The organism is Neobacillus sp. Fa239 (assembly GCF_055395235.1).
Genome location: NZ_AP041611.1, coordinates 2723048 through 2736322 on the forward strand (window position 1 = coordinate 2723048; position 13275 = coordinate 2736322).

Genomic DNA, 13275 nt, shown 5'->3' on the forward strand with positions numbered 1-13275 from the left:
ATATCGAGTTTATCCAATGAACTTAGATGGGAAATGGGTTGGTAGTGATTACGAGGAAATAACTGAAATAATCAACCCAGCTACAAGGGAATTAGTAGGAGCCATTCCAATTGGCGGAACGGTTGAAGCAAACCTAGCGGTCGATGCAGCTTATACCTCATTTAAGAAATGGTCGAAAATAACAGCGGATGAACGCTATCAGCTTTTAATGAAATGGTTCTATTTAATAGAAGAAAATAAACATGAAATTGCTAGAATCATGACAATTGAACAAGGGAAACCCTTAAAAGAGGCATTGGGAGAAGTAGTGTATGCCAATGGGTTCATCTCTTGGTATGCGGAAGAAGGGAAAAGAGTATACGGAGAAACCATCCCGACGTCCCATCCAAATAAACGGATTTTGGTAAGAAAAGAACCAGTTGGTGTGATTGCGGCCATCACCCCGTGGAATTTCCCGGCTGCTATGATTACCAGAAAAGTCGCCCCTGCCCTAGCTGCAGGATGTACCGCCGTTGTAAAACCAGCTAACCAGACACCGCTAACAGCACTAAAATTGGCAGAGCTTGCCCATGAAGCCGGTATCCCAAGCGGTGTGTTAAATGTAGTGACTGGAAAATCTTCAGAAATCGGAGAGGCCTGGCTAAAAGATCCACGAGTAACGAAAATTACTTTTACTGGTTCAACAGAGGTAGGGAAGAAATTGATGAGAGGGGCAGCCGAAACCGTCAAAAAGGTATCACTGGAGCTTGGCGGGAATGCTCCGTTTATTGTCATGGATGATGCCAATTTATCAAAAGCAGCCGCCGGACTTGTTCAATCAAAATTCCGAAATGCCGGTCAAACTTGTATTTGTACCAATCGAGTTTATGTACAAGAAAGTGTTGCTGAGCAATTTATTCAACTTTTTCAAGAAGAATTGGCAAAACTTATGGTGGGTAATGGTCTTGACGAGAACGTTGATATTGGACCGTTAATAGATCAGGCTGCATTAGTCAAGGTGGAATCACTTCTGGAGGATGCATTGCAAAAAGGTGGAAAGATCTCATATAGCGGTTCTAAACCAATCGAAGCAATTGGAAAGAGGCAGGGAGGATGATTAATTCGATTTTTTTCGATGTAGACGGGGTTCTGTTAAGTTAGAAACATTATTTTGATGCTTCTGCCCTGACGGTATGGGAATTGTTAATCAGTGAAAATTATTTAGGAATGTCACCGGATCAATTTAAAACCAACTAAACTGAAGAAGAAATAAAGGCCATTAGGTTGATATTTACAGGAGGGCATTGAAAAACCTTCAGTTTTTCAGTGCCCTCGACATTACCCTCGACTTTATTTAGTATAATTTATTAAGTTACTGTTTCGTTGATTTTGCCTGTAAATCAAGATTATTCAAGGCATGAACACTTTGTTGAGAGGATTCTTTTTTCGGTATCGCATCATTATACGGCATACTGCTATAACCGTAGCTGCGATGAATCATCATATACAGTAAACCAGCACCAACCACTACGACTCCCGAAACAAGCACGATATAGTTATCATACCAATGCGCGTCTGGCGTTCTTGGCCAACACATGTCGATCATTGCGATGATTCCGTAGACAAGCGCACCAATATTGACAGGCAGTCCCCACTTGCCCAATTGGTATTTACCGCGTGGCTTCCAGCCTTTTAGTCTGGCACGAAGTGCAGCAAGGACAACCATTTGGAATCCAACATAAATGCCAAACGACGCAAAACTGACTATCTTTGTGAGGGCATCTGTAGACACTTTTGAACCAAGAACAATGATGGCCGGAACAATGGCTGAAAGCAGTAACGAATATGGCGGGATGTGGCGCGCAGCCGAAAACTTCTTTAACAATCGGCTTCCTATAATCATGTCATCACGTCCATACGAATATGCAAGGCGGCTGGCTGCTGCCTGTAAGCTTATTGTACATGAAAGGAAAGAAATCAATACAATACCCATTACGATTTTCGCACCAACAGGACCAAATGCCGCGTTTAATAATGTATCAACAGGCGTTACGTCTTTACCAGAGATCACTGAAGGGATATCAGCAACGGAAAGTACTAAGGCAAGGCAAACAAAAATGGCTGCAGCACCGCCAATATAAATCGTCCTCCTCATCGCTTTAGGGATCAGTGAACCTGGATTAGGTACTTCTTCCGCAACATCACCACAAGCTTCGAACCCAAAATATAGGAAAGTCCCAATTAAACCGGCCGCAGCAAAGGCATATAAGTAGCTATGGCTGCCTTGTGCACCAAAAGAATTAAAGAGCACACCAAGACCGTGATGCCTTTGTGTGAGAAGGAGCCAAGAGCCAACTGCAAGCGCACCGATAATCTCGGCAGTAAAACCAATGACTGCTGCAGCTGAGAGAGCCTTTGTGCCAAGAAAGTTGATGATCGTCGATAGTACCAGAATGAGTATTGCACAAATAATCGTCGAGTCCACTGATACTTGAAAACCCAAAATCTGTGCCAGAAAAGGTCCGGCTCCATACACAACACTGGCAATTGTTACAAACAAAGCAATTAAATAAACCCAGCCAGTCATCCACGCATACTTCCGCCCCCATAATCTTCGGGCCCAAGGATAAATTCCTCCTGCAACAGGGAATTGTGCAACAATCTCACTAAAGACAAGTGCAACTAGTAATTGTCCGAGACCAGTGATGATAAGGCTCCAAATCATGGGTGGACCGCCTGATGCAAGCGCGTAGGCAAATACTGTGTACACACCTACGACTGGGGAAAGGTAAGTAAACCCGAGCGAAAAGTTTGCCCATGGGCTCATGTCGCGGCGAAATTCAGATTCATAACCAAGCGCTGCCAGGTGTGCAGCATCACTATCATGATGTTCTGACGCAGATCCGTCTGTTTGTTTGTTCGAATTTTCTTGCATTTTTTCAACCTCCTTAAAAAAATGGTAGTTTTTAATCTTATATGCAATTGTTGTGCCAATTCGAAATTATAGTAATATTCAGTAAATTAAACTTAGAAAGAAATATTATTCTCCTATTTGCATTCAATTTTGCATATTTTATTCAACTGTGAATAAATTTTAGGAATTAGTGACTTTTTGTTCAGCCGCGTACTGAGAACAGGAAAATCATATAAGCAATCTCATTTCGGATAAGGAAGACCCGGGCGACGGTACTGGCGGCTTTTTGTAAACGTAAAATAATGCGCATGTTCTTGTCAAATTTCGGTCCTAATAAAAAAATCTACTATCCTATAAAAATGTATTTTAATGCGTGAATTAGTTTATCAAACCATGTTTAAATCTTGAGAGAATGAGGGAGCATTGAAGTTCTAATTAATTATAGAAAAAAAATGCAGCCAGTTCCTTGTGCAAATGGCTGCATTTTAAAATGGATCGTTGTATGCATTAATTTAATTGAGCAGACTTTTCCTTTGCAAAAGGCCACGCTGGAAGTGCTTTGTCCAAAGGCTTATCCGTACGGTAGCCTAACGTATATTCACCTTGCATTATTGTATGAATCTCCCTTGTCCCTTCATAGATAACAGGGGCTTTTGAATTTCGTAAATATCTCTCCACGGGATATTCATTGGAATAACCGTATGCCCCATGGATTTGAACAGCATCATTGGCAGCTTCAAAAGCGGCATCGCAAGCAATCCATTTGGCCATGGAGGTTTCACGTGTGTTCCGTTTTCCTTGATTTTTCAACCAGCCAGCTTTATAAACTAGCAATTTAGAAATCTCTAGATTGGAGCTCATTTTTGCAATCATTTGTTGAACAAGCTGGTGTTTTCCAATTTCTTTTCCAAATGTTTTACGCTCATGGCAATATTTTAGGCTTGCCTCCAGGCATGCTTCGATTAAACCAACAGCACCGGCGGCTACGGTGAACCGGCCATTATCTAATGCAGCCATTGCAATTTTGAAGCCATCTCCTTCTTCACCAAGTCTGTTAGCCACTGGCACTTTTACATCTGATAAAAAGACTTCACCCGTATTACCTGCACGAATTCCCAGTTTACCCTTGAATCCCCTTGTTTCTACACCTGTAAATGTACGCTCCACGATAAATGCTGTTATCCCTTTATGCGCCAAATCGTGATCTGTTTTTGCAAAAATAAGGAAGTTATCCGCATAATCACAGAGTGAAATCCATACTTTGGATCCATTAAGAATATAAAAATCTCCGTCTCTTCGGGCTGTCGAATTCATTGCGACAACATCACTGCCGGCATTCGGCTCTGTTAAGCCAAATGCGCCAATTTTTTCACCTTTTGCTTGTGGAACCAGATATTTTTGCTTTTGCTCTTCGTTGCCCCATTGCAGCAAGGTCATGCTGTTTAGTCCGGTATGAACGGATACAGCTGTCCGGAATGCGGTATCTCCCCGTTCCAATTCTTCACAAACAATGGCCAGGGTATTGTAATCCATTCCGATGCCGCCATACTCTTCCGGAATACAAACCCCCATTAAATTTAAATCTGCCAATCGTTTCATGATTCCTTTTTCAAAATGTTGGTTGGCATCCCATTCCTGTATGTAAGGCATGATTTCCTTGTCGACAAAACTGCGGACCATCTTCTTAACCATTTGTTGTTCTTCACTGAGTGAAAAATTCATCATTTTTTATTCCTCCTATGATCTCCATTTTTTCCATTTCTTTAATCTGATCTTTTGTGTATCCTACTTTTGATAAAATTTCCTCTGTATGCTCGTTGTAAAGGGGGGGATGTCTTCTCATCTCTACCGGAGTACGGGATAGCTTTAAAGGACTTCCTACCAAATTAATTTTGCCGGCGGTAGGATGGGACATCTCAATTAACATATTTCTGGCTTGAACCTGAGGATCTTTAAATAGCTCCTCCATATTGTTGATTGGTCCATTTGGAATTCCCGCTGATAGCATTAATTCTTGCCAATATTGTGCAGGTCTCACTTTCAGTTTCTCACTGATGATTTGAATCAGTTCCTCACGATGTTCTACACGCTTCGGATTCGTTTTAAATTTCTCATTACTTGCTAATTCCGGCATCCCAAGAATGTGGACAAACTTTTCAAACTGCCCGTCATTTCCTACAGCGACCACCATTTCCTGATCAAGTGTTGGGAAGACCTGATAGGGTACGATATTAGGATGCTGATTTCCAAACCGCCTTGGTGTTTTACCTGAAATCAGATAATTGCTGGCTACATTCACCAAAGCAGAAATTTGCGAATCAAATAGTGAGATATCGATTTCCTGCCCTTGGTCCGAATCCCTTCGTTCATTTAGTGCCGCAAGGATCCCGATTGTCGTGTATAAACCAGTAAGTACATCTGCAATCGCAACACCGACTTTTTGGGGCCCGGAATCAGGGTCCCCAGTTATGCTCATTAACCCGCTCATTGCCTGGATGATATAATCGTAGCCCGCTTGGTCTTTATAAGGCCCGTTATTGCCAAAACCTGTTATGGAGGCAAGGATTATTTGTGGGTTAATTTCTCTCATTACTTCATAACCCAATCCCATTTTGTCTATTGTTCCAGTCTTAAAATTTTGCACAACCACATCAGAATAGGCGACCAGCTTTTTAAAAACTTCTTTCCCCGCTGCTGTTTTTAAATTTAAACTGACTGCCTGCTTGTTTCGGTTCGCACAAAGATAATAGGCGCTTTCCCCACCCGTGTTGGGAGGCCCCCAGGCACGGGTATCATCTTGATTGAATGTCCCCTCCACCTTGATTACCTCGGCACCTAAATCACCTAAAATCATGGTGCAAAAGGGTCCTGCTAAAACCCTTGTCAGATCTAGTATTCTGACACCTGCTAAGGCACCGGCCATTACTGTTCTCCTCCTTTTGAAATCAAAAAAAGCCAGTTTAAACCCCAAAAAGGTAGTTTAAACTGGCTTTTGTTCGTGTTTATTCTTCTGCTAAGAAGATCGGACGAATTTAGGCAGTTTTTATTTTATATTAGGATCATTAAATCATTTGTTCAGAATGAAAGAGAGGGTAACTCTTTTCCCGTGAACTATCTTAATGTTCACACAATTAAATCTATTTGTCAATAAATAATTTGAAAAGGATTTTAAAGAGAGTATTTTCATCCTAGTCGGATCGAAAAAACTTTGCCAAATGCCGAGGTAATCACCGATTTTTCCGGTTATAAAACAAATAATGCGAGATTCAATTAAATACAAAGATAGAGAAGATACACGATGTATCTGATAGGGTTACTTTTGAAACTACACGTGGTAAAATAAAAGCAATAATGGGAATCAACTGTGCGGGATTGCATAGCGACCTGGAGCTACGGTATGGCGTATTCCAGTACAGGTGAAATGAATAGAATAAGCACAAGTCATTTACATAATTTTTTTTAAGAGGTGTAGTTTCATATGTTTAATGAAAAAACTCTTTTTATTGCCGGACACGCACGTTTACCCCAAGGAATGGCAGCCAAAAGTGTCTATGATACATTGACGATTACCGCAGAAATAGATAGAAAATATGGGGTTATAATAGAAGCATCTTGTACATTGGCTACAGAACATGGACGTAATTTCATAGGACAACTATTGAAGGGAATTAGTTTAAAGGACGGAGTGGATGAAGCAATCGACGGAATCCAAACTTATTATTGTGGTAAGGGAACAAATGCGCTGGTAGCAGCATTAAAAGATATGGCTCTCCATTATGAACAACTGAAATCCAGTGAAAAGTAACAATTCCAGGATTGCTAAAGCTTTTTTCTCGACTTTGCGAAAGGCTTTTGCCTGAGATCACTTGGTCAAATTATATCATAGCTACTTTATGAGCTGTTCAAACTCGGGCAGCTTCTTTTTTATGTTCGGCAAAAAGACGGTCTGTCGAAAGTATTCCATATCGTTAAATTCCTAATCGTTTATAAACTTCTTCACTAAAAATCACTAGGTTGCTGCGACCCTCGACCTTCATCGACTTCCAGGAATAAGCACCGTTCTCCTTTATACATTATATATTTCAGATCTCCAGTGTTTTAGCTCGTCTTTTCCACCGTTTTCATCCTGTTCTTACGTCCTATAACTCTAGTATTTCTACATAGAGAAACAAATCCTTTGGAGATGAAAGAGCCAAACTAACCTCGCTTTACTTCACTTACAAAAAATTTGAAATTAGCAACAATAATTTTGCTCTAATTCTATATTAGGTTGAATACAAATGTTTGTAAGATGTTAGGTCTTCATTCCAAACATTTGTAAACATTCACCTGCAGTAAGTTGATTGCCACAAATGTGGCAGGGGATATCTGAATAGACCTGAAGTACAGTAAATCAATTTGCACTTCATGAAAATGAATTAGAAAGGAGTACGTAGTATTGCAAAAACAATCGCCGTTGCAACTGTTAAGACCTGTCGTGGACAGTTTAGCAGCAATACTAGGTCCAAACTATGAATTTGTGATACATGACTATACAGATCCTGCGCATTCACTCGTTCACCTGGCAGGAAACCTTACTAAAAGAACGGTGGGTGCTCCCTTGACTGGACGGTTGTTGAAAGTCTATCGCGAATATGGCGATAGCGTTCAAGATATCCTCAACGTCAAGGTGACGGGGCCAAACGGCCAACTGATTCGGTCATCTAGCATTTTTATCCGAAATTCAAAGGGGAAAGTGATTGGGAGTCTCGGAGTCAATATTGATCTCACTGATTTTGAAGCGGCAAAACGTTTGATCAATGGACTTCACTTTAGTGAAAACATGAGTGATAACGATTCGGTTAAAGATGACATTCAGTTTCCATCTACGTTCAAAGAGGTGATCGATGAGGTACTCAATGAGGAGATACAAAACCAAAGCCGGCTTCTCGACAAAGACCAACGAATGGAACTTGTCCGCGAATTGGACGCAAAAGGGGTATTTTTGATGAAAGGAGCAGTCGATGAGGTAGCGGCCCGTCTACAGGTGTCCAAGTTTAGTATCTACAAGTACTTAAAGGAACTTCGGGTGGAAGATGAAGTTCCAATAGTCTAGAAGAATTTTACTAGACTATAGATTGGTTAAGTCAAGATGTAATTACAAAGTTTAGAAAAAGAGAGGATGCTTGCCGTGAGTCGCAATACGGAAGCTCAAATACAAAACTGTTGTAAAGCCATGGTCGAAAATGATATTGACCTGCTCATCGCCACCACGTTGGAAAGTATTCAGTACTTGACAGGGTACACCAGCATCAGTCATCAAATTTTACGTGGGACACAGGTTTACGCGGTTGTGAACCAAGAAGGACGTGTGGGATTGATTGCAGGGAGGGCGGAGTTACCCTCAGCTATAGAAGGAGGCTTTCCACCTTCATTATTCTTTGGTTATGGAAACTTTCAATTTGTATTTAGTAGATTAAATTCCAATTCACACGCCATAAAGGAACGTTATGATCAATCTCAGGCAACACCTTTAGAGGCATTGAATAGGGCTTTCCTGGAGTTAGCCCCATCTGCTCGAAGAATAGCCGTTGAAGAAGACGGCATAAACGTGGACTGTTGGTTGCAGTTCCAGGAGCAGTTCAACATTTCTGAGGTCATTCGCGGAGCGGGCTTGCTGAAACAAAGTCGCTCGCTAAAGGAAGCACAAGAAGTGGAATGTTTGCAACGAGCTGCGGAAATTGCGCGCGATGGTATCGAAGAAGTATGTCAACGATTTGAAATTGGCATGACAGAAAGGGAGTTGGCCCAGACCTACGAGCAGTATGTTGTGTCACAAGGAGCATCACCTTTTTTTACGGTTATTTCAAGCGGTGAGCGCTCAGCGTATGCGGATACACCTGTTACCGAACGAATGATTAATGATGGAGATATCATCCGATTTGATCTTGGGTGTGTGTATAAAGGGTATCGCTCGGATATAGCGAGAACAGCAGTAGTGGGGACCCCGTCGGAAAAGGTATCGAGATATTATTCAGCGATATATAAAGGGCTGATGGATGTGATAGCGGCCGTCCGTCCGGGAGTTTCTGTGGAAACGCTTTTTGACATCGCGGTAAACAGTGTCCGCGCGGCGGGCATTCCACATTATCAAAGACATCATGTAGGGCACGCAATAGGAATGGAGGTTTACGAAAGCCCGACGGTTGCGCCAGGGGTCAAGCAAGTGTTAGAGGCTGGAATGACGTTTTGCCTAGAGACACCGTATTACGAGTTAGGATGGGGCGGAGTGCAAGTAGAAGACACACTGGTTGTGACGGAAGACGGATGCCGCCTATTCATAGAGTCGCCAAAAGAGCTTTACGTGCTTGGGAGTAAAAAGCGATGAGCGAACATAAAGAATTGTTTTGCATTCGCTGCGGGCGTGAACCGAAGGCCGATTGGGCTTTCGGCGCTTGTCCTCATTGTCTTGAAGAAGGAGTGACTTCCAACTACACGACGACAGTAGATGTCCAAAAAAAGGCTCTCAATGCGGGGGTACAAGGAGATACTCTTCGTAAACCGAATGAACCGGGAATCTGGTCTTACCGCTACCTCTACCCGGTAAAACAAGAGACCGTTCCCGTGTCTCTAAACGAAGGGAACACACCGCTTGTCCGGTTGGAGCGAATTGGACAACAACTTGGTATGGTCAACCTATACGCGAAAGATGAGTCCCGCAATCCCACATGGTCTCATAAAGATCGGCTCTGTAGTGTTGGAGTCACAAAAGCGAAAGAGATGGGGGCAAATGTGATCACCGTCTCCTCCACAGGAAACCACGGAGCTTCTACTGCGGCCTATGCGGCACGCGCAGGGTTGCCATGTATCGCCTTTACGACGACATCCGTCCCGCAAACGATGAAAACCTTAATGCAATCGTACGGGGCGTTGCTAGTAGCAACACCTACGCCACGAGATCGCTGGACGTTGATGGAACATGGGGTACGAAACCTAGGATGGTACCCGATGAGTGGTTTTGTCTATCCCCCGATCGGAAGTAATCCATACGCTCTGGACGGTTATAAAAGCATAGCGGTTGAGATTATCGAGGACTTGAAGGAAGTTCCTGATAAGATTCTGGTACCCACCGCATATGCAGATGCTTTGCTTGGAATTTGGAAGGGATTTCTCAATCTAAAGCAGTTAAACTTGATTGACAAGCTGCCGAAATTGATTGCCATCGAGCCTTTTGGCGCCCTAGCCAAAACAGTGGAACTGCAGCGTAGGGTGCCGCTCGAAGTGCCAAGTGGTCCATCTGTGGCCTTCTCTGTTGCAACGCCTGTTGGCACCTATCAAGGATTAAAAACGTTATACGTTTCGGGAGGCAGCGGTTTTACAGTATCGGACGAGGAAACGCTCGCCATGCAGCAACGGTTGGCAAAAGAAGAAGGTTTGTTTGCTGAAGCATCGTCTGCAATGGCAGTAGCGGCCGTTGAAGGTTTACTTCTTGATGGTCGTATAAACAGGAACGATACCGTTGTTGTTTTACTGACTTCATCAGGGCTTAAGGATCCTGGTACTGCGGCAAAATACTTGCCGCCTGTGCCATTGGTGCAACCGAATGTAGAGGATTTAACACGAGTTATGTATGAGACGTATTCGTTTGAAATGGGAGTACAAATGTGACCCAGAGGCCTTTAAACGGAACCTTAATGGAAACGGTCATTCGTAACATTTGTTTGGCAAGTGCGAGCACAAGCTGGTAAGGACTTAGAGAGTTTTTCAAAAAACAAAGGGGGAAATGGTATGAAAAGAATGATGGTTAGTATTTTTGCATGTTTATTGTTAATCGGTCTTTCAGCATGTGGTAATTCTACATCAAATAACGCCAGTAAAAAATCCCTTAACCAATTAGAAGAAGCAAAGCAAAACGGTGTGTTGACGATAGGATCAGATGGTCAAGGGGCACCGTTTACGTATATTGATAATGGAGTATGGAAGGGGATGGATATTGAAATATTTAATAAGATTGCCGCAGATCTTGGAATTAAGAAAGTAGAATGGAAACAAATTGATTTTGATAAACTTTTTGTCGAATTAAATAAAGGTAGCATCAATATTGCGGCTGAAGGAATTTATGTTAATCCTGATAGAAAAAAAGTTATCAATTTCAGTAATGTCTGGTTTAAAGAAGGAGAATCATTAGTTGTGAGCAACGATTCTTCCATTAAATCTCTTTCAGATTTAAAAAATAAATCGGTTGCTGTTCAAAAGGGCGGAATATTTGTTGCGACTGCCAACCAGTGGGCACAAGAAGGTAAGATTGGTAAAGTGGTTGTATTCACTTCAACCAATGACATGCTTTTAGCCGTTAATACAGGTAAGGTCGATGCAACATTATTGGATGGATTTATTGGATCTTACACATTGCATCAGAGTGCAAACTTGTCATTAAAATTAGCCCCTGATTATCAATCAAAAGATGTTGGAATGATTGCTGTTGCAGGGCCAAAAAGTTCTGATACTTCACTCCTGGATGCCATTAATCAAGAAATGAAAAAATTAAAGGATAATGGTTTTATCGCACAGGTATTTGATAAATATGGGATTGATAAGACTTTTATGGTTCCTACTGGGGAAGATCAAATGACAAATATTAAATAAGGGTGATATAGTTGAATGTTTTAAAAGCATTGAATTTTCCAAAGGCAGTTCATGACCTGGTACCAAATATGCTTCATGGGTTGTGGGTTGTTTTTGAGGTTACTATATTTGCCTTTTTAATTGCTCTAATTATAGGAATCTTAATTGCCATGGGGCGTTTAAGCAAGTTTAAATGGCTGCGATTTGTCTTGGTTGTATTACTTGAACTAATTAGAGGGACACCTCTATTAGTTCAACTTATTTTTATTTATTATGTTGTGCCATTGTTAATCATGATTGGCGTCCAATTTTTTATACCTGAATTTCGAATGGAGCTCAATCCTGTATTGGCAGGCATTATCGGTTTAGCACTTAACTATAGTGTATATTTGTCCGAGGTCGTTCGTGCAGGTGTCCTTGCCATTGATCAGGGGCAAAAAGAAGCAGCTTTATCACTAGGATTTACGACAAAACAAGCATACTACCAAGTTGTATTGCCCCAAGCATTAAGAGCTGCCATTCCAGTGTTTGGGAACTATTTGGTCATGATGATAAAAGATACATCCTTGTTATCATTAATTACCGTTAGCGAAATCACTCTTCGGGCTGAAACATATGCGTCACAGAGCTTTTTGACAATAGAATCATATTCAATCCTTGCTTTAACTTATTTTATTATTAGTTTTCCTCTTGCAAAATTAGTAAGAATGATAGAGAAAAGGATGTCATTTGAATGAATGATTATATTGTCCAGGTCAAGAATCTCCGTAAATCATTTAAAAATAAAGAAATACTAAAGGGAATAGATCTTTTTATAAAAAAAGGAGAAAAGGTAGTCATTATCGGACCTTCTGGGACAGGTAAATCAACCCTATTGAAATGCTTAAATTATTTGGAAGAGCCAAGCAGCGGTGAAATCATTTTAGATGGAGAAAAGTTTGTTGACCCCATTCTTAAAAGGAACGAAAAGCATATTGCGAAAATAAGAGCAGATATTGGAATGGTATTTCAACAATTTAATTTGTTTTCCTTTAAAAATGTTTTAGAAAATGTAATGTTCGCACAGCTTAAAATTAGAAAAAAATCCAAAAAGGAAGCACATGAACAAGCCGTTTATTACCTAAATAAAGTTGGAATGGGAGAGCACCTCTATAAATACCCCCATCAACTTTCTGGTGGAGAAAAACAACGAGTAGCCATTGCCAGAGCTTTAGCGATGAATCCTAAAGTAATGCTTTTTGATGAAGCAACATCCGCATTAGATCCCGAATTAGTTGGAGAGGTTTTAAAGGTTATCAAGGGTCTAGCCGAAGAAGGCATGACAATGGTGCTAGTTACCCATGAAATGAAGTTTGCAGAGGAAGCGGCCGATCGGATTATCTTTATGGATGGAGGAGTAATCATCGAGGAAGGAGAAGCGAGAAACTTTTTCAAAAACCCAAAAAAGGATCGGACGAAGGAATTTATTAGCCGAGTACTCTATCCGGAACGCGAATGACTATATGTGGCGGTGAAATTTAAAGTCTATATAACTTTAAAAACAAAGGTTTCAAAACTATCAGGAGCTATTACAATAAATTCTAGTATGTTAACAAAAGCTGCTGCCTATTTTGGCTGCAGCTTTTGTTTTTTCTCAGCCATTGTTGTAATCATCTATGGGGTTTGCTTTCTTTTTGTATTCTGAAAATTGTTTATAAATGGTAAAATCAATTTAAAACCGAATGAGGTGGGGTATGAAACAATTATTATTGAGTTTATTAAATAGAAAATTCCCGAAT

10 protein-coding genes and 2 pseudogenes are annotated in these 13275 nt (G+C 41.1%); 9 read left to right on the top strand and 3 right to left on the bottom strand.

Annotated elements, in window-relative coordinates:
• Positions 1-16: 16 nt before the first annotated feature.
• A pseudogene (locus ACZ5XR_RS13095) lies at positions 17-1078 on the top strand (NAD-dependent succinate-semialdehyde dehydrogenase); the annotation flags it as partial.
• Between the two features lie 14 nt (positions 1079-1092).
• Positions 1093-1233: pseudogene (locus ACZ5XR_RS13100) on the top strand (HAD family hydrolase); the annotation flags it as partial.
• Between the two features lie 118 nt (positions 1234-1351).
• On the opposite strand, the gene ACZ5XR_RS13105 reads toward ACZ5XR_RS13100, so the two are convergent.
• From ACZ5XR_RS13105 to ACZ5XR_RS13115, 3 genes are all read right to left on the bottom strand, one after another.
• Positions 1352-2914, bottom strand: a complete 1563-nt coding sequence (locus tag ACZ5XR_RS13105; RefSeq protein WP_464502065.1) for an APC family permease — start codon at positions 2912-2914, stop codon at positions 1352-1354.
• Between the two features lie 486 nt (positions 2915-3400).
• Positions 3401-4615: an acyl-CoA dehydrogenase family protein gene (locus tag ACZ5XR_RS13110; protein ID WP_464502301.1), complete on the bottom strand. Its 1215-nt coding sequence runs from the start codon at positions 4613-4615 to the stop codon at positions 3401-3403.
• Positions 4596-5816 carry a CaiB/BaiF CoA transferase family protein gene (locus ACZ5XR_RS13115; RefSeq protein ID WP_464502066.1) on the bottom strand — a complete coding sequence of 407 codons (1221 nt, stop codon included), beginning with the start codon at positions 5814-5816 and terminating at the stop codon, positions 4596-4598. The genes ACZ5XR_RS13110 and ACZ5XR_RS13115 overlap by 20 nt, the downstream gene beginning before the upstream one ends.
• 555 nt (positions 5817-6371) lie before the next feature.
• Here ACZ5XR_RS13115 and ACZ5XR_RS13120 point away from each other — a divergent pair.
• The 7 genes from ACZ5XR_RS13120 to ACZ5XR_RS13150 all read left to right on the top strand — a co-directional run bounded on the left by ACZ5XR_RS13120 (position 6372) and on the right by ACZ5XR_RS13150 (position 12995).
• The gene (locus ACZ5XR_RS13120) at positions 6372-6698 is read left to right on the top strand and encodes a DUF3870 domain-containing protein (RefSeq protein ID WP_464502067.1); all 327 of its coding nucleotides are present in this window, start codon (positions 6372-6374) and stop codon (positions 6696-6698) included.
• A gap of 651 nt (positions 6699-7349) precedes the next feature.
• Positions 7350-7988 (top strand): helix-turn-helix transcriptional regulator, encoded by a 639-nt coding sequence (locus ACZ5XR_RS13125; protein WP_464502068.1) that lies wholly within the window; start codon positions 7350-7352, stop codon positions 7986-7988.
• 66 nt (positions 7989-8054) lie between these two features.
• On the top strand, positions 8055-9260 hold the full coding sequence (locus tag ACZ5XR_RS13130; RefSeq protein WP_464502069.1) for a M24 family metallopeptidase: 1206 nt from the start codon (positions 8055-8057) through the stop codon (positions 9258-9260).
• Positions 9257-10540 carry a threonine synthase gene (locus ACZ5XR_RS13135; protein WP_464502070.1) on the top strand — a complete coding sequence of 428 codons (1284 nt, stop codon included), beginning with the start codon at positions 9257-9259 and terminating at the stop codon, positions 10538-10540. The genes ACZ5XR_RS13130 and ACZ5XR_RS13135 overlap by 4 nt, the downstream gene beginning before the upstream one ends.
• A gap of 120 nt (positions 10541-10660) precedes the next feature.
• Positions 10661-11518 carry a substrate-binding periplasmic protein gene (locus tag ACZ5XR_RS13140; protein WP_464502071.1) on the top strand — a complete coding sequence of 286 codons (858 nt, stop codon included), beginning with the start codon at positions 10661-10663 and terminating at the stop codon, positions 11516-11518.
• 11 nt (positions 11519-11529) lie between these two features.
• On the top strand, positions 11530-12234 hold the full coding sequence (locus ACZ5XR_RS13145) for an amino acid ABC transporter permease (RefSeq protein ID WP_464502072.1): 705 nt from the start codon (positions 11530-11532) through the stop codon (positions 12232-12234).
• Positions 12231-12995 carry an amino acid ABC transporter ATP-binding protein gene (locus ACZ5XR_RS13150; RefSeq protein WP_464502073.1) on the top strand — a complete coding sequence of 255 codons (765 nt, stop codon included), beginning with the start codon at positions 12231-12233 and terminating at the stop codon, positions 12993-12995. The genes ACZ5XR_RS13145 and ACZ5XR_RS13150 overlap by 4 nt, the downstream gene beginning before the upstream one ends.
• The last annotated feature ends 280 nt before the right edge of the window (positions 12996-13275 follow it).

Excerpts from the sequence above, each read along its gene's own strand:
- ACZ5XR_RS13130 (WP_464502069.1), top strand. The coding sequence starts at position 8,055 with ATGCTTGCCGTGAGTCGCAATACGGAAGCTCAAATACAAAACTGTTGT.
- ACZ5XR_RS13135 (WP_464502070.1), top strand. The coding sequence starts at position 9,257 with ATGAGCGAACATAAAGAATTGTTTTGCATTCGCTGCGGGCGTGAACCG.
- ACZ5XR_RS13115 (WP_464502066.1), bottom strand. The coding sequence starts at position 5,816 with ATGGCCGGTGCCTTAGCAGGTGTCAGAATACTAGATCTGACAAGGGTT.
- ACZ5XR_RS13120 (WP_464502067.1), top strand. The coding sequence starts at position 6,372 with ATGTTTAATGAAAAAACTCTTTTTATTGCCGGACACGCACGTTTACCC.
- ACZ5XR_RS13150 (WP_464502073.1), top strand. The coding sequence starts at position 12,231 with ATGAATGATTATATTGTCCAGGTCAAGAATCTCCGTAAATCATTTAAA.
- ACZ5XR_RS13140 (WP_464502071.1), top strand. The coding sequence starts at position 10,661 with ATGAAAAGAATGATGGTTAGTATTTTTGCATGTTTATTGTTAATCGGT.
- ACZ5XR_RS13105 (WP_464502065.1), bottom strand. The coding sequence starts at position 2,914 with ATGCAAGAAAATTCGAACAAACAAACAGACGGATCTGCGTCAGAACAT.
- ACZ5XR_RS13110 (WP_464502301.1), bottom strand. The coding sequence starts at position 4,615 with ATGAATTTTTCACTCAGTGAAGAACAACAAATGGTTAAGAAGATGGTC.